General features: G+C 56.4%; 19 protein-coding genes. 8 read left to right on the plus strand and 11 right to left on the minus strand.

Annotated elements, in window-relative coordinates; genetic code table 11:
- Nucleotides 1–108: 108 nt before the first annotated feature.
- The 3 genes from pyrH to rpsB form a co-directional block, all read right to left on the minus strand.
- Nucleotides 109–834 carry a UMP kinase gene (gene pyrH, locus ACRDD5_RS00400; protein ID WP_271265935.1) on the minus strand — a complete coding sequence of 242 codons (726 nt, stop codon included), beginning with the start codon at nt 832–834 and terminating at the stop codon, nt 109–111.
- A gap of 151 nt (nt 835–985) precedes the next feature.
- A complete protein-coding gene (gene tsf / locus ACRDD5_RS00405) occupies nt 986–1837 on the minus strand; it encodes a translation elongation factor Ts (RefSeq protein WP_271282379.1) in 852 nt (283 codons plus the stop codon).
- Nucleotides 1838–1956: 119 nt separating this feature from the next.
- The gene (gene rpsB, locus ACRDD5_RS00410; protein WP_271282380.1) at nt 1957–2682 is read right to left on the minus strand and encodes a 30S ribosomal protein S2; all 726 of its coding nucleotides are present in this window, start codon (nt 2680–2682) and stop codon (nt 1957–1959) included.
- A 320-nt stretch (nt 2683–3002) separates the two neighbouring features.
- Here rpsB and map point away from each other — a divergent pair, with 320 nt between their 5' ends.
- From map to ACRDD5_RS00430, 4 genes are all read left to right on the plus strand, one after another.
- Nucleotides 3003–3797, plus strand: coding sequence for a type I methionyl aminopeptidase (gene map, locus ACRDD5_RS00415; protein WP_271282381.1), 795 nt, complete (start codon nt 3003–3005; stop codon nt 3795–3797).
- A 62-nt stretch (nt 3798–3859) separates the two neighbouring features.
- Entirely contained in the window at nt 3860–6535 is a 2676-nt protein-coding gene (glnD, locus tag ACRDD5_RS00420; RefSeq protein ID WP_438675558.1) for a bifunctional uridylyltransferase/uridylyl-removing protein GlnD, read from the plus strand.
- 29 nt (nt 6536–6564) lie between these two features.
- Complete coding sequence (gene dapD, locus ACRDD5_RS00425) at nt 6565–7389, plus strand: 2,3,4,5-tetrahydropyridine-2,6-dicarboxylate N-succinyltransferase (RefSeq protein ID WP_271282383.1); 825 nt, start codon at nt 6565–6567, stop codon at nt 7387–7389.
- Between the two features lie 111 nt (nt 7390–7500).
- Nucleotides 7501–7890 (plus strand): DUF3461 family protein, encoded by a 390-nt coding sequence (locus tag ACRDD5_RS00430; RefSeq protein ID WP_012016111.1) that lies wholly within the window; start codon nt 7501–7503, stop codon nt 7888–7890.
- A gap of 78 nt (nt 7891–7968) precedes the next feature.
- On the opposite strand, the gene cdaR is transcribed toward ACRDD5_RS00430, so the two are convergent.
- From cdaR to dgt, 3 genes are all read right to left on the minus strand, one after another.
- Nucleotides 7969–9126, minus strand: coding sequence for a DNA-binding transcriptional regulator CdaR (gene cdaR / locus ACRDD5_RS00435; RefSeq protein ID WP_271282384.1), 1158 nt, complete (start codon nt 9124–9126; stop codon nt 7969–7971).
- A gap of 156 nt (nt 9127–9282) precedes the next feature.
- Nucleotides 9283–10722 carry a serine endoprotease DegP gene (degP, locus tag ACRDD5_RS00440; RefSeq protein WP_438675559.1) on the minus strand — a complete coding sequence of 480 codons (1440 nt, stop codon included), beginning with the start codon at nt 10720–10722 and terminating at the stop codon, nt 9283–9285.
- A gap of 130 nt (nt 10723–10852) precedes the next feature.
- Nucleotides 10853–12367: a dGTPase gene (gene dgt / locus ACRDD5_RS00445; RefSeq protein ID WP_438675560.1), complete on the minus strand. Its 1515-nt coding sequence runs from the start codon at nt 12365–12367 to the stop codon at nt 10853–10855.
- Between the two features lie 83 nt (nt 12368–12450).
- Between dgt and mtnN the strand changes: the two genes are divergently transcribed.
- The 3 genes from mtnN to ACRDD5_RS00460 are packed head-to-tail and all read left to right on the plus strand — an operon-like array spanning nt 12451 to nt 14582.
- Nucleotides 12451–13149 carry a 5'-methylthioadenosine/S-adenosylhomocysteine nucleosidase gene (gene mtnN, locus ACRDD5_RS00450; RefSeq protein WP_438675561.1) on the plus strand — a complete coding sequence of 233 codons (699 nt, stop codon included), beginning with the start codon at nt 12451–12453 and terminating at the stop codon, nt 13147–13149.
- Nucleotides 13142–13942: a vitamin B12 ABC transporter substrate-binding protein BtuF gene (gene btuF, locus ACRDD5_RS00455; RefSeq protein WP_438675562.1), complete on the plus strand. Its 801-nt coding sequence runs from the start codon at nt 13142–13144 to the stop codon at nt 13940–13942. Before mtnN ends, btuF begins: the two co-directional genes overlap by 8 nt.
- A 16-nt stretch (nt 13943–13958) precedes the next feature.
- Nucleotides 13959–14582 carry a TRIC cation channel family protein gene (locus tag ACRDD5_RS00460; RefSeq protein ID WP_271282389.1) on the plus strand — a complete coding sequence of 208 codons (624 nt, stop codon included), beginning with the start codon at nt 13959–13961 and terminating at the stop codon, nt 14580–14582.
- Nucleotides 14583–14676: 94 nt separating this feature from the next.
- Here the strand turns inward: ACRDD5_RS00460 and erpA are convergent, their stop codons facing one another.
- A complete protein-coding gene (gene erpA / locus ACRDD5_RS00465) occupies nt 14677–15021 on the minus strand; it encodes an iron-sulfur cluster insertion protein ErpA (RefSeq protein ID WP_271282390.1) in 345 nt (114 codons plus the stop codon).
- A gap of 79 nt (nt 15022–15100) precedes the next feature.
- Nucleotides 15101–16477: a H(+)/Cl(-) exchange transporter ClcA gene (clcA, locus tag ACRDD5_RS00470; RefSeq protein WP_438675563.1), complete on the minus strand. Its 1377-nt coding sequence runs from the start codon at nt 16475–16477 to the stop codon at nt 15101–15103.
- Nucleotides 16478–16654: 177 nt separating this feature from the next.
- Here clcA and hemL point away from each other — a divergent pair, with 177 nt between their 5' ends.
- Nucleotides 16655–17935, plus strand: coding sequence for a glutamate-1-semialdehyde 2,1-aminomutase (gene hemL, locus ACRDD5_RS00475; protein WP_271282392.1), 1281 nt, complete (start codon nt 16655–16657; stop codon nt 17933–17935).
- 108 nt (nt 17936–18043) lie between these two features.
- Here hemL and fhuB read toward each other — a convergent pair whose 3' ends face one another.
- The 3 genes from fhuB to fhuC are packed head-to-tail and all read right to left on the minus strand — an operon-like array spanning nt 18044 to nt 21707.
- Nucleotides 18044–20026 (minus strand): Fe(3+)-hydroxamate ABC transporter permease FhuB, encoded by a 1983-nt coding sequence (gene fhuB / locus ACRDD5_RS00480; RefSeq protein ID WP_438675564.1) that lies wholly within the window; start codon nt 20024–20026, stop codon nt 18044–18046.
- Nucleotides 20023–20910 (minus strand): Fe(3+)-hydroxamate ABC transporter substrate-binding protein FhuD, encoded by an 888-nt coding sequence (fhuD, locus tag ACRDD5_RS00485; RefSeq protein ID WP_418939606.1) that lies wholly within the window; start codon nt 20908–20910, stop codon nt 20023–20025. Before fhuD ends, fhuB begins: the two co-directional genes overlap by 4 nt.
- Nucleotides 20910–21707 (minus strand): Fe3+-hydroxamate ABC transporter ATP-binding protein FhuC, encoded by a 798-nt coding sequence (fhuC, locus tag ACRDD5_RS00490; protein ID WP_438675565.1) that lies wholly within the window; start codon nt 21705–21707, stop codon nt 20910–20912. The genes fhuD and fhuC overlap by 1 nt, the downstream gene beginning before the upstream one ends.
- Nucleotides 21708–21709 lie beyond the last annotated feature (2 nt).

The following is a 21709-nucleotide window of genomic DNA, read 5'->3' on the forward strand; positions in this document are numbered from 1 at the left end:
TGCTAAGTATAGCCCTGTTTAATTCATGACAACGCCTGGGGGCGCGTCCAGATAAGAAACCACAATAAAGTAGAGCGGAATCTTACCTGTATTTATCGCCGACGGAAATTACTCCGTGATCAAAGTGCCTTCTTTTTCACCCATCACCACGCGACGCAGTGCACCTGGTTTATTCATATTGAAGACACGAATCGGCAGTTTGTGGTCACGAGCCAGCGTGAAGGCAGCAAGATCCATGACTTTCAGCTCTTTATCCAGCACTTCGTTGTAGGTCAGCTGTTCGTACATGGTTGCCGTCGGATCGATAGCCGGATCGGCGGTAAACACGCCGTCCACTTTGGTCGCTTTCAGCACGACGTCTGCTTCAATTTCGATACCGCGCAGACAGGCAGCGGAGTCGGTAGTGAAGAACGGGTTACCCGTACCGGCAGCGAGGATCACCACGCGGTTATTGCGCAGCAAGCTGATAGCTTCGGCCCAGCTGTAGTTGTCGCAGACGCCATTCAGCGGGATAGCAGACATCAACCGCGCATTGACATAGGCGCGATGCAACGCATCACGCATAGCCAGGCCATTCATGACCGTTGCCAGCATGCCCATGTGGTCGCCCACAACGCGGTTCATGCCGGCTTTCGCCAGACCAGCACCACGGAAAAGGTTACCACCGCCAATGACTACGCCAACCTGAATGCCCAGTTCAACCAGTTCTTTGATTTCCTGCGCCATGCGATCAAGGATGCTTGCGTCAATACCGAAGCCTTCCGACCCCTGCAGCGCTTCGCCACTCAGCTTAAGGAGAATACGTTTGTAAACGGGTTTTGCATTGGTAGCCATTTTTCTTTCCTGGGACTGTCAACGATTGAGATAGGGGATAATTCTGGCGACATGATATATCGCATTTCAGCACAGTAACTATAGGTACCAGGCTGATTTACACATAATGCACACAAAAAGAAGCCGCCCTCAGGCGGCTTCTTTTCGCTGATTAAGACTGCTTGGACATTGCAGCAACTTCTGCTGCGAAGTCAGTCTCAACTTTCTCGATGCCTTCGCCCACTTCAAAGCGGATGAAGCCAGTTACGTCAGCATTGCGCTCTTTCAGCAGCTCAGCAACTGATTTGCTTGGGTCCATTACGAATGGCTGGCCAGTCAGAGAAACTTCGCCGGTGAATTTCTTCATGCGGCCTTCAACCATTTTCTCTGCGATTTCTTTTGGCTTGCCAGACTGCATGGCGATGTCCAGCTGAACCTGGTACTCTTTTTCTACAACGTCAGCAGACACGTCTTCTGGCTTAACGAATTCTGGCTTGCTTGCAGCGATGTGCATTGCCAGCTGTTTAACCAGCTCTTCGTCAGCGCCTTTAGCAGCAACCAGAACACCGATACGTGCACCGTGCTGGTATGAACCCAGTACGTCGCCTTCGAGAGAAGCAACACGACGGATGTTGATGTTCTCACCGATTTTAGCAACCAGCGCAACACGTTCTTCTTCGAACTGTGCTTTCAGAACTTCAACGTCAGTGATTTTGCCAGCGATTGCTGCATCCAGAACTTTGTTAGCAAATGCCTGGAAACCACCATCTTTAGCAACGAAGTCAGTCTGGCAGTTAACTTCCAGAATGATGCCGTAGGTGCCGTCGATTTTGGTGATGATCACGCCGTCAGCTGCAACGTTACCTGCTTTTTTCGCCGCTTTGATCGCGCCGGATTTACGCATGTTTTCGATTGCCAGCTCGATGTCGCCATTCGCTTCAGTCAGTGCTTTTTTGCAATCCATCATGCCTGCGCTAGTACGTTCACGCAGCTCTTTTACCAGGGATGCGGTAATTTCAGCCATTCTTAAATCCTCGGGAGAGATGACCTGCCCGGTTCCAGGAACCGCACAGGTTTAAAAGTGAAAAAGGGGCCATTAAGAGGCCCCTATCCATACACGGTACTAATAAGGGTAGGACCTTATTATTCAGCTTCTACGAAGCTTTCTTCCGCCTGAGAAGCCAGATCCTGGGAACGGCCTTCACGAACGGTAGCAGCAACTGCGCTCAGGTATAGGGTTACAGCACGGATTGCATCGTCGTTACCCGGGATAACGAAATCAACGCCGTCTGGATCGGAGTTGGTATCAACGATAGAAAACACTGGGATGCCCAGGTTGTTTGCTTCTTTGATTGCGATGTGTTCGTGGTCAGCGTCGATTACGAACAGTGCGTCCGGCAGGCCGCCCATATCTTTGATGCCGCCCAGGCTGTTTTCCAGCTTGTCCAGCTCACGAGTGCGCATCAGCGCTTCTTTTTTGGTCAGCTTTTCGAAAGTACCGTCCTGAGACTGGGTTTCCAGATCTTTCAGGCGCTTGATAGACTGACGAACGGTTTTCCAGTTAGTCAGCATACCGCCCAGCCAGCGATGGTTCACGAAGAACTGGTCGCAGCTGTTAGCAGCTTCTTTCACAGCTTCGCTTGCAGCGCGCTTAGTACCAACGAACAGAATCTTACCTTTACGGGAAGAGATCTTGTTCAGCTCAGCCAGGGCTTCGTTGAACATTGGTACAGTTTTCTCAAGGTTGATGATGTGAACTTTGTTACGCGCGCCGAAGATGAAAGGCTTCATTTTCGGGTTCCAGTAACGGGTCTGGTGACCAAAGTGAACACCAGCCTTGAGCATGTCGCGCATGGAAACAGTTGCCATGTTAAAACCTCTATTTAAATAGTTGGGGTTAAGCCTCCACGTATCCCATATTACCGACCCCAAAGGGCACCCCGGAATATGTGTCGATACGTGTGTGTTATTACACAAAGTGAGATTTGTCGCTCCCGTCCAGCCTGTGTATCTGAGATGGATCGGAAGTCCGGCGCGCTTTATACCATAAATCAGCGCCTGAAACCAACAATTGTTGGCGGTGTGTGCTGTCAATGATTCTCAATTTGGCAGCACCTGCGCCTGACTGATACCATTGACAACACTTAGACTAGTATTGTCGAAAAAATCGACACTGATGGACAGATTACATGGCTATCTCAATAAAGACACCTGAAGAAATTGAAAAGATGCGCGTCGCCGGTCGTCTGGCCGCCGAAGTGCTGGAAATGATCGAACCGTACATCAAACCGGGTATCAGCACCGGCGAACTGGATCGTATCTGCAACGACTACATCGTGAATGAGCAGCAGGCCATTTCCGCCTGCCTCGGCTATCACGGCTTCCCAAAATCCGTCTGCATCTCACTGAACGAAGTGGTGTGCCACGGTATTCCGGATGACGAAAAACTGCTGAAAGATGGCGACATCGTTAACATCGACGTGACCGTCATTAAAGACGAATACCACGGCGACACCTCTAAGATGTTCATCGTCGGTAAACCGACCATTCTGGGCGAACGCCTGTGTAAAGTGACCCAGGAGAGCCTCTACCTGGCACTGAAGATGGTCAAACCAGGCATTCGCCTGCGCACCCTCGGCGCGGCGATCCAGAAGTTCGTTGAAGCCGAAGGCTTCTCCGTGGTACGCGAATACTGTGGTCATGGCATCGGTCGTGTCTTCCACGAAGAGCCACAGGTCCTGCATTATGATGCGGATGACAGCGGCGTGGTGCTGCAGGCGGGCATGACCTTCACCATCGAGCCGATGGTCAATGCAGGCGATTACCGTATTCGCACCATGAAAGACGGCTGGACGGTGAAAACCAAAGACAGAAGCTTGTCTGCTCAGTACGAGCATACTATTGTGGTGACAGACAACGGCTGCGAAATTCTGACGTTACGCAAGGATGACACCATCCCGGCGATACTCTCGCAAGACGCATGATAAGAAGCCGGCAAATGCCGGCTTTTTTAATGGCTATCGTTTTTTCTTATGGGTGGCGCGCAATGAGTAACCTTTTACCCGAGCAGTACGCCAATACGGCACTCCCCACCCTTCCCGGCCAGCCGGATAATCCCGGCGTCTGGCCGTCACCCGAGCTGACCTGTCCGGGTATCAAAGCGCATATCGACACGTTCCAGCGCTGGCTGGGCGACGCCTTTGACAGTGGGATCTCCGCCGAAGCGCTTATCGAAGCGCGTACCGAGTTTATTGACCAGCTGCTGCAGCGGCTATGGATTGATTACGGCTTTGCTCAGCTAGGCGACGTGGCGCTGGTCGCCGTCGGCGGCTATGGCCGCGGCGAACTGCATCCCCTCTCGGATATTGATCTGCTGATCCTTAGCCGTAAAAAGCTGCCGGATGAACAGTCGCAAAAAATTGGCGAGCTGCTGACCTTACTGTGGGATGTGAAGCTCGAGGTCGGCCACAGCGTGCGCACACTTGAAGAGTGTCTGCTGGAGGGCTTATCCGATCTGACGGTCGCTACCAACCTGATTGAATCACGTCTGCTGATTGGCGACGTGGCCCTGTTACTGGAGCTGCAAAAACACATCTTCAGCGACGGGTTCTGGCCTTCGGAGAAGTTTTTCGCCGCCAAGGTCGAAGAACAACAAACCCGCCACCAGCGCTATCACGGCACCAGCTATAACCTGGAGCCCGACATCAAAAGCAGCCCTGGTGGCCTGCGCGACATCCATACCCTGCAATGGGTGGCCCGCCGCCATTTTGGCGCCACCTCGCTGGATGAGATGGTCGGCTTTGGTTTTCTGACAGAAGCCGAACGAACCGAGTTAAATGAGTGCTTACACCTGCTGTGGCGCATCCGTTTTGCCCTGCATCTCGAAGTGACGCGCTACGACAACCGCCTGCTGTTCGATCGTCAGCTCAGCGTCGCCCAGCGTCTGCACTACCGCGGCGAAGGCAACGAACCGGTTGAGCAGATGATGAAAGACTTCTTTCGCGTCACTCGCCGGGTGGGTGAACTGAATCAGATGCTGTTGCAGCTGTTCGATGAGGCGATTCTGGCCCTGACGGCTGATGAAAAACCGCGCCCGATCGATGACGAATTTCAGCTGCGCGGCACCCTGATCGACCTGCGTGACGAGACGCTGTTCATCCGCAAGCCGGAAGCGATCCTGCGGATGTTCTACGCCATGGTGCGTAACAGCACCATCACCGGGATCTACTCCACGACATTGCGCCACCTGCGCCATGCTCGTCGCCATTTGACTCAGCCGTTATGCTATATCCCGGAAGCACGCTCGCTGTTTTTGAGCATGCTGCGCCACCCTGGTGCGGTCAGCCGCGGGTTACTGCCGATGCACCGTCACAGCGTGCTCTGGGCCTATATGCCCCAGTGGTCGCACATTGTCGGCCAGATGCAGTTTGACCTGTTCCATGCCTATACCGTCGATGAACATACCATCCGCGTCATGCTGAAGCTGGAGAGCTTCGCCAAAGAGGAGACGCGCAGCCGCCATCCGCTCTGCGTAGAGCTGTGGCCGCGCCTCACCAACCCGGAGCTGATCCTGATTGCCGCCCTGTTTCACGATATCGCTAAAGGCCGCGGGGGCGATCACTCGGTGCTGGGCGCAGAGGACATACTGAAATTTGCAGAGCTTCACGGGCTCAACTCGCGTGAAACCCAGCTGGTTGCGTGGCTGGTGCGCCACCACCTGCTGATGTCGGTCACGGCGCAGCGTCGTGACATTCAGGATCCCGAGGTCATCAAACAGTTCGCCGAAGCTGTCCAGACGGAGAATCGCCTGCGTTTTCTGGTTTGCCTGACGGTTGCGGACATCTGCGCGACCAACGAAACGCTGTGGAACAGCTGGAAGCAGAGCCTGCTGCGTGAGCTCTACTTTGCCACCGAGAAGCAGTTACGTCGCGGCATGGAGAATACGCCGGACATGCGCGAGCGCGTACGTCACCATCAGATGCAGGCCCTGGCGCTGTTGCGGATGGAAAATATCAACGAGGAGGCGCTGCATCTGATCTGGGCCCGCTGTCGCGCCAACTATTTTGTGCGCCACAGCGCTAACCAGTTGGCCTGGCACGCCCGTCATCTGCTGCAGCACGATCTGAGCAAGCCGCTGATCCTGCTCAGCCCGCAGGCAACGCGCGGCGGAACAGAGATCTTTATCTGGAGCCCTGACCGGCCTTATCTTTTCGCTGCGGTATGCGCTGAACTCGACAGGCGTAATCTCAGTGTTCATGACGCCCAGATCTTCACCACCCGCGACGGGATGGCGATGGACTCCTTTATTGTACTGGAACCGGACGGCAGCCCACTGTCAGCCGATCGTCACGAGCCGATTCGCTACGGGCTGGAGCAGGCGATCACTCAGCACAGCTGGCAGCCACCACAGCCGCGACGCCAACCAGCCAAATTGCGCCATTTCACCGTCGATACCGAGGTCAATTTCCTACCCACGCACACTGACCGAAAATCGTTCCTGGAGCTGATCGCCCTCGACCAGCCGGGTCTGCTGGCGCGGGTCGGGCAGGTTTTTGCCGATCTCGGAATTTCGCTGCATGGCGCCAGAATTACAACCATTGGCGAGCGAGTAGAAGATTTATTTATAATCGCCACAGCCGACCGCCGTGGCCTTAATAATGCGCTGCAGCTGGAAGTGCAACAACGGTTGACAGCAGCCCTCAATCCAAACGATAAAGGGTAGTGTTTTTTTTAATTGGAAAGAGTTTAACAATGCAGCAGTTACAGAACGTTATTGATTCCGCTTTTGAGCGTCGCGCCGAGATTACCCCGGCGAATGTGGATACCGTGACCCGTGAAGCGGTTAACCAGGTTATTTCTCTGCTGGATTCCGGCGCGCTGCGTGTAGCCGAAAAGATCGACGGTCAGTGGGTAACCCATCAGTGGCTGAAGAAAGCGGTACTGCTCTCTTTCCGTATTAACGATAACCAGGTTATCGACGGTGCGGAAAGCCGCTACTTCGATAAAGTGCCAATGAAATTCGCTAATTACGACGAAGCGCGTTTCCAGAAAGAAGGTTTCCGCGTGGTTCCACCGGCAGCCGTTCGTCAGGGTGCGTTTATCGCGCGTAACACCGTGCTGATGCCGTCCTACGTGAACATCGGCGCTTACGTTGACGAAGGCACCATGGTAGATACCTGGGCGACCGTTGGTTCTTGCGCGCAGATCGGTAAAAACGTCCATCTCTCCGGCGGCGTTGGCATCGGTGGCGTTCTGGAGCCGCTGCAGGCGAACCCAACCATCATCGAAGATAACTGCTTCATTGGCGCACGTTCCGAAGTGGTGGAAGGCGTGATCGTTGAAGAAGGCTCAGTGATCTCGATGGGTGTTTACATCGGCCAGAGCACTCGCATTTACGATCGCGAAACCGGTGAAGTGCATTATGGCCGTGTACCGGCAGGTTCCGTGGTGGTCTCCGGCAACCTGCCATCGAAAGATGGCAAATACAGCCTGTACTGCGCGGTTATCGTCAAGAAAGTGGACGCAAAAACCCGCGGTAAAGTGGGCATCAACGAACTGCTGCGCACCATCGATTAATCGGTTATAACAAAAAGCGGGGGCAACCCCGCTTTTTTTGTATCTGAGGGTGGCGAAAGTAGATTTTTTCGTGAATTATTCATGGGTTATGTTGAGATCAAGGGTACCGCTATGTACGATAATCTGAAAAGTCTGGGCATTACTAATCCTGATGAAATTGACCGTTACAGCCTCCGTCAGGAAGCCAATAACGATATCCTGAAAATCTATTTCCACAAGGATAAAGGCGAATTTTTCGCCAAGAGCGTAAAGTTTAAATACCCGCGCCAGCGTAAAACTGTCGTCGCCGATGGCGTCGGTCAGGGTTACAAAGAAGTGCAGGAAATCAGCCCCAATCTGCGCTACGTGATTGATGAACTGGATCAGATTTGTCAGCGCGATCGCACAGAGGTTGATCTTAAGCGTAAGATCCTTGATGACCTGCGTCATCTGGAAAGCGTCGTTACCCACAAGATCAGTGAAATTGAAGCCGATCTTGAGAAGTTGACCCGTAATAAATAAGTCGCGACTTCGGCCTTCTCGCGCAAGGAGAGGGTGTAAACACTAAAAACGGTAACCCAGGTTACCGTTTTGTTTTACCTACCGCTGTTCGTCTAACTGCAACGCGACATACAGCAATAGCCTGTCGTCGAAATTCCCCAGATCCAGCCCCGTCAATTCCGAAATGCGGTTCAGGCGATATTCCAGCGTATTGCGATGAATAAACAGCGCCTTCGAAGTCGCCAGCGGCTGCACGTTGTGGCGAAACCAGGCCTGCAGTGTACGACGCAACAGCCCGTTGTTATCCATCGCTTTCAGGCGCACCAGCGGGCGCGCCAGCTCATTGGCCTGCCAGCCGCCGCGCAGGCTGTCGAGCAGCACCGGCAGCATCAAATCCTGATAAAAATAGCTGCGGTTCTCGGGCATACGCTGCTTGCCGACCATCATGGTGGTGCGGGCGGTACGCCACGAACGCGCGATGCTCCCCGGGCCGGTAAAATAGTTACCTAATGCCACCCGAAAGCGCAGTTGCCCGTTCTCTTTCATTCGCGCAATCAGCTGTTCGACCCGACGCCGATGATCTTCTGCATCCCAGCGTCCAAACGGGTTCAACGCCGGTTTCAGTACTACCATTTCGGTGAGTGAGACGATTGCCACCAGGTTGTTACGCTCCGGCGTGGCCAACGCATTCTGCAGCTGCTGCAGCTCGACCATGGCACTGTCGACGCCCAGCTGTCCGCTGTCGACCTCAATGACCGCCACCACGCGGGGCTGATTAAGGTCAATGCCCAGACGCTGCGCCCATTCAGTCAGCGCGGGAGTATGTTCTTCTGCCTGAATCAGGTTCATCACCAGCTCTTCACGCAGGCGGCTGTCCTGCGCCAGCAGGTGCATCAGCCGAGATTGTTCCAGCATCATCTCGGCGGTCATGCACACCAGCTCACCGTATTTGCGCAGTGATTCCGGCTCGCCGGTCAGGCCGATCACTCCGACAATTTCGCCTTCCAGACGCAGCGGCAGGTTAATCCCCTGACGCACGCCGTGCAGATGCCGCGCCACCGCATCGTCGATGTCTACCACCCGCCCCTGAGAGAGCACCAGCAGCGCACCTTCGTGCAATTCCCCAATACGCTCGCGATCACCGCTGCCAATGATCCGCCCACGTGCATCCATTACGTTGATATTGGTATCGATGATGCGCATCGTTCGCGCCACGATATCCTGCGCCATTTTGGTATCAAGATGCCAGCCAGCCATATCGCCCTCCTCTGAGCAGAGCTCAAGCATAAGGAAGAATAGTCAACGCTGCATTGTGCGAATGCACAAACTGACGGGGAGAAGTATGGACTTGTGGAAGGGTTCACAGAATAGGAAAAAGCCCCTGCTTCCTGGCGGAAACAGGGGCTGAACAGATTACTGCATCAGCAGATAGAGCGAGGTATCGCCACGCTGAATATTCAGCGCCAGCACCGTCGGTTTGCTGTCGAGGATCTTACGCAGTTCAGCAATGTTTTTAATCGGCTGCTGGTTAGCACCAATAATCACATCGCCTTTCTTCAAGCCGATACGGGCAGCCGGGGTGTTAGCTTTTACGTTATTCACCGCCACGCCTTTGTCCTGGCCTTTGTTGCTCATATCCGCGCCTTCGATCCCCTGGAAGATGGTGCTGGAATCAACCTGATTCTGGCTGCTCTGCTGCAGTTCAAGGTTCACGGTAACCGGCTTACCTTCACGCAGCAGGCCCAGCGTCACTTTGCTGCCGACCGGCATCGAGCCTACTTCCGCACGTAGCGCCGCAAAGCTGCTGACCGGCTTGCCGTTCAGGGTGGTGATCACGTCACCGGCCTTGATCCCCGCTTTCGCCGCCGAAGAGTTTGGCATCACCTGGCTGACAAAGGCACCACGCTGGGCATCCACCTTCATCGCTTTCGCCAGCTCGGAGTTCAGCTCGGTGCCGAGAATACCCAGCTCACCGCGTTTCACCTGACCAAACTCAACCATCTGCGCGGTCAGGTTTTTCACCATATTGCTCGGGATAGCAAAACCGATCCCGATATTGCCGCCGTCCGGGGCAAGAATCGCGGTATTAATCCCGATCAGCTCCCCGTTCAGGTTGACCAGTGCACCACCGGAGTTACCCCGGTTGATGGCGGCATCGGTCTGGATAAAGTTCTCGTAGTTTTCCGCATTCAGGCCGCTACGGCCCAGCGCGGAAACAATCCCGGAGGTAACCGTCTCGCCCAGGCCGAACGGGTTACCGATCGCCACGGTATAATCCCCCACGCGCAGGGCGTCGGAGTCAGCCAGCTTAATCGCCGTCAGGTTTTTCGGATCCTGAATCTGGATCAGCGCAATATCAGAGCGCGGATCTTTACCCACCATTTTGGCGTCAAGCTTACGCCCATCGCTCAGCTGCACTTTGATGCTGCTGGCGTTGTCCACCACGTGGTTGTTGGTGACGACATAGCCCTTAGCGGCGTCGATGATAACACCCGAGCCCAGCGCCATAAATTTCTGCTGCTGGCCGCCGCCGTTGGCGCCTTCATCCCCTGCTCCACCACCCTGACAGAACGGCGAGCTCTGGAAAGGCGAACCCTCCTGGCAGAACGGCGAATTATCGCCGAAGAACTGCTGGAAGTTACGCGGCATGCGCGGCGTATTGACGGTGGTACTGCCTTCCACGTTGATACTGACGACCGACGGCATGACTTTTTCTAACATCGGTGCCAGGCTGGGCATCTGCTGCGCGCTGCTCGCCGAAGACGCGGTCTCGGCTGCGATAGCAGACAGAGGAGACAGCGCTAAACCTAAACTTAAAGCCAGTGCACTCATTGCTAATGTGGTTTTTTTCATGTTTCTTAATCTCGATTTACAGGTCACGCACAATTGCTGTGTATATCAGATTCATTTCTTTGCACGAAGTTCCGGTATTAAGTTTCTGGAAAAAGTAAAAATTTATTGTTCGTCTTTACAAAACTCCGCCTTATTCCACCGCCATCAGTTTGCGGTATTCATCCCATGCATACAAATCGGTCATCCCGCTGATATAGTCCTGGATCAGACGACAGCGATAATAAAACTCAAGCACGGGCCAGTCAGGCTGCTGCCGGTCAAATTTGCTGACCGCTTCCACGTAGGCCAGACGATGGCGGGGAGAAAGTTTATGAAATAAGCGCGATTCAATCGGCAAGCGACGCACCCGCTCCTTTTCCACCAGCTCGCTAAAGGCCTCGACGGATAATTGTAGCAGCGGACTGTAGATGTCGAGCAAGCCGCTGATGACGCGATATCCCTGTAATTCAAGCTGCTCAACCTCCGGATGACTGAAGACATGGCGCACAGCGACATTTTTATACAGTTCAAGAAGTTGGCTGTAGCTGCTGTCGTCCTCAAGCAGCGCATGGTTAAATTCGCCCTGATAAATCTGCGCCATATTGTCAATAAAACGCTCAGCGGCGTAAGGCACCAGCTTATTTAAAGTATTCACGCGTAAATACATAAAGAACTGATCTTCCGTACTGCGACTCAGGGTATTGGAACGTGATTTTTCCCAGGCATTTTCGACCACCTGCGAGAACAGCGAGCCTTTCTTATGCGTTCCCCAGGCATCATAAAGGTGCTGATAAAGTTCCTCGACGCTGAATATTCTTTTCTCGACGGCGTCCTCCAGATCGGCTACGCAATAGGAAATGTCGTCCGCTGCTTCCATAATCCAGGTCAATGGAAAACGACCATGGGGCGTCAGGGAGAGTTCTTGACGCAGCCTGTCGATATAACTCTCTTCAGAGAAATAATAGCCGGGTTTTTTCATCAAATAATTATGCGTGGCGGGCGGTTCACCTTGCCACCATGCGGGACGGGTATATTTGAGGATGCAGCCCACCTGCGCCCAGGTAAGGTTCATGCGCATCAGCGAATGCACCAGACGGATGCCCTGGGCATTGCCTTCAAAGTGGCACAGATCCTGACGGACTTTGCGACGCAGATCGTTCAGCCCCTCTTCTCCTTCGCGCAGGCGCAAAGCCGGGATCGCACAGCGATCGCTACTCAGCGGCTGGCTGGCGGCATCCGAGGGAAACAGGCGCTGACGGAACCAGTCGTTGATCGCCGCTTCGCCAAAATGACCGAAGGGCGGGTTGCCAATGTCGTGCATCAGGCACGCCATCTCAACGATGCTTTCAAACGGCCCGGTCAGTTCTCCCAGCCCGTAGGGTTCCAGCAGACGCTGCTCTTTCAGGCGGCTCAAAATCTCTTTCGCGATATAGCGTCCCACCTGCTGCACTTCCAGCGAGTGGGTCAGGCGCGTGCGTACCGCGGCGTTACGTTCGAGGGGAAAGACCTGGGTTTTTTGCTGTAGACGACGGATCGCCGGGGAGTTGACGATACGTCCGCGGTCGCTTTCGAAGATCCTCAGGATCTCATGCTCGCTCTTATCCCCTTGTGGGGAGCGATAGCGACGGTGCCAGTTAATCTTGGTGCGAAAATCAATCTGTATCATGTGCTCTCCCGCGCGGAAAATACGATTCCCCTAAAGCGCATGATAGACTATGCCTTCAAACATGGCACATCGCGAGTAAATCTATGAAAATCGGTATTATTGGAGCAATGGAAGAAGAAGTTACGCTGCTGCGTGACAAAATCGAAAACCGTCAGACCCTCTCTCTGGGCGGCTGTGAGATTTACACCGGCCTGCTGAACGGAACTGAAGTTGCTCTGCTGAGATCCGGTATCGGTAAAGTCTCTGCCGCACTGGGCGCCACGCTGCTGCTGGAGCGCTGCAAGCCGGACGTGATCGTCAATACCGGCTCTGCGGGTGGCCTGGCGCCAACGCTGAAAGTGGGCGATATCGTGGTGTCTGACGAAGCACGCTATCACGATGCCGACGTCACCGCGTTCGGTTACGAGCTGGGCCAGCTTCCGGGCTGTCCGGCAGGCTTTAAAGCCGATGACCAGCTGATTGCCGCCGCTGAAAGCTGCATCACAGAGCTGAACCTCAACGCCGTGCGCGGCCTGATTGTCAGCGGCGATGCGTTTATCAACGGTTCCGAAAACCTGGCGAAAATCCGTCAAAACTTCCCTCAGGCCGTTGCCGTTGAAATGGAAGCCACCGCCATTGCCCATGTTTGCCACAACTTTAAGGTGCCGTTTGTGGTGGTTCGCGCCATCTCCGACGTGGCCGATCAGCAGTCTCACCTGAGCTTCGACGAGTTCCTCGTGGTTGCGGCCAAACAGTCCAGCCTGATGGTTGAGACACTGGTACAGAAACTGGCGCGTGGCTAAGCCCCTTTTCAGGGCGCTTATTGCGCTGTTTCTACTGACACCGGCGTGGCTTCTGGCCGCGCCGCGTGTTATCTCCCTCTCCCCTGCCAATACCGAACTGGCCTTTGCCGCCGGAATCACCCCTGTTGGCGTCAGCAGCTTTTCCGATTACCCTCCCGAAGCAGAGCACATCGAGCAGGTGGCAAGCTGGCAGGGTATGAACATCGAACGGATAGTAGCCCTGAAACCCGATCTGGTGCTGGCCTGGCGCGGCGGCAATGCGGAACGTCAGGTGAATCAGCTTTCATCGCTCGGCATAAAAGTACTCTGGATTGACGCCACCCGCGTCGAACAGGTCGCGCAAGCCCTGCGCGATCTCGCCCCCTGGAGCCCGACCCCTGAAAAGGCCCGGCTGGCCGCGCAGCAGCTGCTTGATGAGTTTACGGCCCTTAAAGCCCACTACGGCGCACAGCCGAAAAAGCGCGTCTTCCTGCAGTTTGGCGAGCTCCCCTTATTCACTACCAGCCAGGGATCGCTGCAGCACCAGGTACTGGAAGTCTGTGGCGGAGAAAATATCTTTGCCGCCAGCCGCGTCCCCTGGCCGCAGGTAAGCCGCGAACAGGTACTGGCGCGCCAGCCGCAGGCCATCGTCGTGGCCGGTTCTGCGGGCGACATTCCTCGAATCGAACGGTACTGGCAAAGTCAGTTAAAAATACCGGTGATTGCCCTTAAGAGTGACTGGTTTGAACGCGCAAGCCCGCGTATTATCCTCGCCGCAAAACAACTCTGCTCTGCGCTGTCGCAGAGCCACTAATTTCTCGAGGATTACGATGCTCGTTTATTGGCTGGATATTCTTGGCACAGCCGTTTTTGCCATTTCCGGCGTTTTGCTGGCCGGTAAATTACGCATGGATCCCTTTGGGGTGCTGGTACTGGGCGTGGTGACGGCCGTAGGGGGCGGGACCATCCGCGATATGGCGCTCGACCACGGTCCGGTATTTTGGGTCAGGGATCCCACCGATCTGGTGGTGGCGATGGTGACCTGCCTGCTGACCATTGTGCTGGTACGTCAGCCGCGTCGCCTGCCAAAATGGGTCCTGCCAGTATTGGATGCGGTCGGCCTGGCGGTGTTTGTCGGAATTGGCGTCAACAAAGCCTTTATGGCCGGTACCGGACCGATGGTGGCTATCTGTATGGGCGTGCTGACCGGCGTGGGCGGCGGCATTATCCGCGATATTCTGGCGCGTGAAGTGCCGATGATCCTGCGAACGGAAATCTACGCAACGGCCTGCATTATTGGCGGGATAGTCCACGCTACGGCGTTCTACACTTTTGGCATTGAGCTCGAAACGGCGGCGATGATCGGGATGGTGGTGACGCTGGGGATTCGACTGGCGGCAATCCGCTGGCACTTAAAGCTGCCGACGTTTGCGCTGGATGAGAACGGCCGGTAATAAAGCAAAACGGTAACCTTAGAGTTACCGTTTTTAGTTTCAGCTCCCTCTCTTCTTAGGAGAGGGCTGGGGCAAGGGCACCCAGACCGCATCTTTAGATGCTGAACGACGAACCACACCCACAGGTGCTGGTCGCGTTCGGGTTGGTCACCACAAAGCGGGAACCTTCCAGCCCTTCGGTATAATCGACAGCCCCACCCACCAGATATTGCAGACTCATCGGGTCAACAACCAGTGAAACGCCCTGCTTCTCAATGGTCATATCACCGTCGTTAATCTGATCGTCAAAGGTGAAACCATACTGGAAGCCGCTGCAGCCGCCGCCAGTAATATACACGCGCAGTTTCAGATCCGGATTGTCTTCGTCGGCAATCAGGGTTTTCACTTTACTGGCTGCTGCTTCTGTAAACTGCAACGGCAGCGCTACGTCATCACTCATCTTATGCTCCCATGAATACTACCAGTGGGCAAAAATCACCCAATGCTTATTGTCATTATCTAATACCCTGGTAATCCAATCAAGTATTCTGCTTCGCCAGGGTGCGGGCAAGGATCGTGGAGTATAGCGGTTTTCCACCCAGGAATTGGGCTAATAGTGTCGCGCCAAGGCAAGTAATGATCATTGGCAAAATGAGCTGATAATTATCGGTCATTTCCAGTACCAGCACGATGCCAGTTAACGGCGCACGCAACGACGCCGCCAGCAGCGCCCCCATCCCGGCAATGGCAAAGGTGCCTGCATCAAGGTGATAGGCCGGAAAACCCACCGTAGCCGCCATACCAAAGGCCGACCCCAGCAAAGTGCCTAACGCCAGCATCGGGGCAAAGATCCCGCCCGGCGCACCGGAAGAAAAGCACAGCAGCGTTGTCGCCACCCGGACGATAAACAGCACCAGCAGCAGGCTCACGCTAAAATTCCCGGCCGTAGCGATCGGGATAAGATTAAACCCGCCGCCTGCGGCCTCGGGCAGGATCATCCCCAGCACGCCACACATGCCGCCCAGTAGCCCGCCGACCAGCACCCATTTTGTCGTATTCCCACCATGAATGCGCTGAAACAGATCCTGAGTCCGCAGTATAAGGGTGTTAAACAGCGGCCCCACTACGCCAAAAATCATGCCGAGGATCAGATACAGCCAGAGGGTGTTTACCGGGGCATTGCTGAGCTTACCGACCTCGATCACCGCCGCTTCGCCATTGAACAGGCGGAAAACGATGCTCGACATGATAACGCCCGTAAATACCGCTTTAATCGAGATCAGACTATAGCGAAACTGCGCGCGCATCTCTTCGATGATAAACAGGATCCCCGCCAGCGGGGCGTTAAAGGCGGCGGACAGCCCCGCCGCGGCCCCCGTGGCCAGCAGGGTATGCCGGGCTTCGGCGCTGCGCATACGAAACAGATCCCCCACCATGCGCCCAATATTACCGCCGATCTGTACCGTCGGCCCTTCACGGCCCAGCACCATGCCCGCGCCGAGCGTGCCCATCCCACCAATGAATTTCACCGGCAGCACCCGCCACCAGCGCACCGGCCGCAGCTCTTCCAGCGCACCTTCAATCTCAGGAATACCCGACCCGCCCGCCTCCGGGGCATATTTACGCACCAGAAAGTAGCCCACCATCGCCAGCAGGGCAGACAGTAAAAAGGCCATCGGCCAGACCAGCAGCGGACGATCCGCCCAGCCCGCCAGCGTGCCGACACGCCAGTACAGCACCGCATTGACGGCTTTTTCAAAAGCCACGCCAACCAACCCTGCGAGCGTGCCGACCAGCGCGGCCATCAGCAAAATGGCCAGCGGTGTTTTATCCCGGTTCAGCAGACGGCGGATCCTGACTCTGCGCCAGAGCCGCGCATGTTGCTGCATTTCATAAGAGGGAGCGTCAGTTTTCATCAGATAATCAATTATGAGTATGTCAGGGAAAGGACGGCATTTTAAAGGCCATCGCCGCCCGCGTCGCAACAATTTAATTAATGAATAGTAGGTTTAAAGTGCGCAAAGGTGCATAACCCGGCGCGAATCACTTAGAATAGCGAGCTACATTCTTTTCCCGAAACCAGGAACGACGCCATGAGCAAGTCTGAAACTCTTTACAGCGCGGCCCGCGAACTTATCCCTGGCGGTGTGAACTCCCCCGTACGTGCTTTTACCGGCGTGGGCGGTACACCGCTGTTTATCGAACGTGCCGATGGCGCGTACCTGTACGATGTGGATGGCAAAGCCTATATCGACTACGTCGGCTCCTGGGGCCCGATGGTGCTTGGCCATAACCACCCGAGTATCCGCAATGCGGTGATTGAAGCAGCCCAGCGCGGCCTGAGCTTCGGCGCGCCAACCGAGATGGAAGTGAAAATGGCCGCGCTGGTGACCGAACTGGTGCCGACCATGGATATGGTGCGCATGGTGAACTCCGGTACCGAAGCGACCATGAGCGCCATCCGTCTTGCCCGTGGCTTTACCGGTCGCGATAAAATCATCAAGTTCGAAGGCTGCTACCACGGCCACGCCGACTGCCTGCTGGTGAAAGCCGGCTCGGGTGCGCTGACCCTCGGCCAGCCGAACTCCCCGGGCGTACCGGCAGACTTCGCGAAGCATACCCTGACCTGTACCTATAACGATCTGGACTCCGTGCGCGCCGCTTTCGAGCAGTATCCGCAGGAGATCGCTTGCATTATCGTTGAGCCGGTGGCGGGCAACATGAACTGCATCCCGCCGCAGCCGGGCTTCCTGCAGGGTCTGCGTGCCCTGTGCGACGAGTTTAATGCGCTGCTGATTATCGACGAAGTGATGACAGGTTTCCGCGTCGCACTGGCGGGTGCGCAGGCGTATTACGACGTGGTGCCGGATCTGACCTGCCTTGGCAAAATCATCGGCGGCGGTATGCCGGTAGGCGCGTTTGGCGGGCGTAAAGAGGTGATGGATGCGCTGGCCCCAACCGGTCCGGTGTATCAGGCGGGTACGCTGTCGGGTAACCCGATTGCCATGGCCGCCGGGTTTGCCTGCTTGAACGAAGTGGCGCAGCCGGGTATTCATACCACCTTGACTGAGCGTACTACCCAACTGGCCAACGGTCTGCTGGAGGCTGCAGAAGATACCGGTATTCCGCTGGTGGTAAACCACGTTGGCGGCATGTTCGGCATCTTCTTCACTGAAGCCAAAACCGTGACCAGCTATCAGGATGTAGTGAAGTGCGACGTTGAGCGCTTCAAGCGCTTCTTCCACCTGATGCTGGAAGAGGGTGTCTATCTGGCACCGTCGGCGTTCGAGGCAGGCTTTATGTCGGTCGCGCACAGCGAAGAGGATATCAACACTACTCTCGACGCGGCGCGTAAGGTGTTTGCCAAGCTCTGATAACGTTGTTTGCCGGGTGCGGCATGATGCCCTCACCCCAGCCCTCTCCCACAGGGAGAGGGAGAAAACACTAAAAACGGCAACCAGATGGTTGCCGTTTTGCATTTGTTACCGGCTCTGCTTACGCAGCAGATAGATAAAGTACGGCGCACCGATAAAGGTCGACAGCAGCCCTGCCGGGATCTGATACGGGAACAGCACCATCCGTCCGCACCAGTCGGCAAACACCAGCAGTATTCCCCCGGTTAACGCCGACATCACCATGTGCGGCATCGTCCGACGAAAACCCATCATCCGCGCAATATGTGGCGCCATCAGGCCGATAAAGCTCAGCGGGCCAATGGTCAGGGTGGCGGTCGCGGTCAGACAGGCCGCCAGCAGCAGCAGGCCGATACGCGAGGTGCTCAGCGCCATCCCCACCGAACGGGCTGTATCGCCCCCCAGCGGCAGCACCGTTAACCAGCGACGGCACAGGGGAACAATCGCCAGCAGGACGATCATCGCGATGCCGGTGCGCACTACCTGCTCGGTGGTGGCGTTATAGGTTGAACCGGAAATCCAGGTCAGAATCTGCGCCATCCGCGGATCGCCGCTGGCCTGCAGCATCATCAACAGCATGGTGAAGGCGGTACTTAACGCCATCCCCGCCAGCAACATCCGATGTGGCGAGAATCCACCGCGCCCGGCAGCAATCATGATGATCAGCAGCGTCACCGCCGCGCCGATACTGCCCGCTGGCATCAGCCAGCCGAAGGCATTCCCCGGCACAAAGAACAGCATCAGCACCACGCCAAACGCCGCACCGGAGCTGATCCCCAGCACTTCCGGGCTCGCCATTGGGTTGCCGGTCAGGCGCTGAATAATGCACCCCGCCACTGCCAGCATCACCCCGGCGATCAGCGCGGCAAAAATACGCGGCGCGCGCCACGGCATCAGCTCGTCGAGCATCGTCCCGCTCGCCCAGTGCCAGCCCTGCGCATCGCGACCAAACGTCAGCGCGGCTATCACCGCCAGCAACAGTACCGCACCGCCCGCCAGCGCATACCCGAGGACATGCTGACGCTCCGCACTCACTTTATCCCCGCCGTTCATGGCCGGGGTATTCATGCTGCGCAGGCGCGGCAGCAGCCACAGCAGCAGCGGTGCACCAATCAGTGCCGTTACTGAACCGGTCGAGACTTCCATCCACACCCGCATCAGCCAGAGGATCACCTGATCGGAGAGCCAGAGGATCAGCGCCCCAATCAGCGGGGCCAGGATCAGGCGGGATAGCAAGCGTCGTGCGCCGAGCATTTTTGCCAGCAGTGGCGCAAACAGGCCGATAAAACCAATAATGCCGACCGCATTGACCAGCAGGGCGCTGATGACAATCGCCAGCGTTAACGCCGCCAGCCGCGCCAGCGACAGCGCCAGCCCGAGGTTGCGCGCCACGCCGTCATCCAGCCCCATTAAGGTCAGCGGGCGCAGCAGCAGCAGGGTCAGCAGCACGCCACCAAGTAGCTGTGGCCACAGGCGCTGAACGATACTCCAGTCGGTCTGCGTCAGCGTCCCGGTGCTCCACAGGAACATGCTCTGGAGCTGATCGTGATGGAAGATGACCAACAGCTGATTGACCGCGCCGCAGTACAGGCTCACCACCAGCCCCGCGAGGATCAGCGTCACCGGCGACAGGCGCTTGCCCCACGCCACGCCAAACACAATTGCCCCCACCACGCAGGCCCCCACCAACGCCGCAAACTGCGGTGCCAGCGCGCCCGGCAGCGACCACAGGGTGATGATGGTCATCCCCAGTTGAGCCCCGGTTGCCACGCCAAGGGTGGTCGGCTCCGCCAGCGGATTACGCAGCACCTGCTGGAAAAGCACCCCCACCAGCCCAAGGCCTGCCCCCACCAGCAGCGAGATCGCCAGTCGTGGCATCAGGCTGTAGTGGAACAGCATCTGCTGAATATTGTCGATATCAGGGGCAACTAACGCGCTGCTCCACTGCGCGCGCGGCAGGGCCAGATTGAGATTAGACCAGGTCAAACCCAGCGCCAGAACCAACAGCGCGGCCATTAGCAGCGCCGGGAACAGGGCTATCCGTGATTTCATGCCTGACCTCCCAGCGCATTATCCAGCACGCGGGCAAAGTGCATCGCCGACAGCGTTGCCCCGTAGAACCACACCGCAGGCACGCGCTTCACGCGCTGCTGGCGAACAAACGGCATCGCCTGCCACAGCGGCGTCGCCATTAAGGCCTGCATTTCACGCTCGTTGCCGTGGTCGAAACAGAGCACGTCCACATCGCGGAACATGGCCAGGCGATCGATCCCCACTGCGGTACTGCCCCAGAAGGTCATCTCCCCTTCCCAGGCGTTTTTAATGCCATAGCGATCCAGCACTTCCTGGAACAGGCAGTTATTGCCAAACACCAGCATATGACGCGCGTCGAGCAGAGTGACCATCAGCAGCGGGCGATCGCCCCGGCCTGCAAAACGCGGCTTGAAGCTGTCAATCACACTGTCGAAATGATCGAGATGCGAGCGGGCGGCCGCGTCCATATTCAACAGTTGCGCCATCTCGGTTAAGGATTTGCGGGCATTAGCCAGCGGTTTTTTTCCGTCGCTAAAGGCGAACCCACGCCCCGGTGCAATCCGCGCCAGCTTCTCTTCCGACGGGCCATAGCCCGCCGACCATACGAGGTAAGAGGGTTTCATCTGGGTCAGCAGTTCGAGATTGGGTTCGGTACGCAGGCCGATATCGATAACCGACGCGGGCAGACGAGGTTCGTTCACCCACAGGGTGTAGTTGGGAATATCGGCCACGCCGTAGGGGGTGACGCCGAGCGCCAGCAGCAGTTCAACCGGCAGCCACTCGAGGGCCACAATACGATGCGGATCGATGGCGGCGGCATGCGCCGTGCCCATTTTCCACAGCAGCGGCGAAAGCGCCATAGCCGTCAACAGCCGACGGCGGCTAATCAGTAAATCAGACATCAATAGACAAAGCTCACCGGCGCCGCACCGGCCGGATGCGGCAGAATTCCCATCGGAATTCCGTAAATGTGTTCCAGCGTGTCACTGCGCATCAGCTCAGCAGGCGTGCCCTGGGCTATCATATCGCCGCCGCGCAATGCCACCAGATAATCGCAGTAACGCGCCGCCATGTTGATATCGTGCAGCACGGCAATCACCGTTAATCCGCGCTGCTGGCTTAAGCGGTGCACCAGCGCCAGCACGTCCACCTGATGGGCAATGTCCAGCGCCGAGGTGGGTTCATCCAGCAGTAAGCAGCGGCTGTCCTGCGCCACCAGCATGGCGATCCATGCGCGCTGGCGCTCGCCGCCGGAAAGACTGTCCACCAGACGATGGGCCAACGGCTTGAGCCCCACCAGCGAAATGGCTTCTTCCACTTTCTCACGGTCGGCGACGCCAAAACGCCCTAACGCGCCATGCCAGGGATAACGCCCAATCGCCACCAGTTCCCGTACGGTCATTCCTTCCGCCTGCGGCAGCTGCTGTGGCAGATAAGCCACTTTGCGCGCAAATGCCTTGCTGTTCCAGCTCTCCAGCGGCTGTCCGTCCAGCAGAATATCCCCTTCTGACGGCGGCTGATGACGGCCGAGCATTTTCAGTAATGTGGATTTGCCGGAGCCGTTATGACCGATAAGGCCTGTGACTTTGCCTGCGGGGAAGGTCAGCGAAAGCGGATGCAGCAGCGTGCGTCCGGGAACACGAAAGGAAGTACCGTCTAGCGCAAAGGTGGTGTCAGATTGCGGTTTGTTATCCTGCATGG

The organism is Silvania sp. (assembly GCF_051656365.1).
GTDB lineage: Bacteria > Pseudomonadota > Gammaproteobacteria > Enterobacterales > Enterobacteriaceae > Enterobacter > Enterobacter hatchlandensis.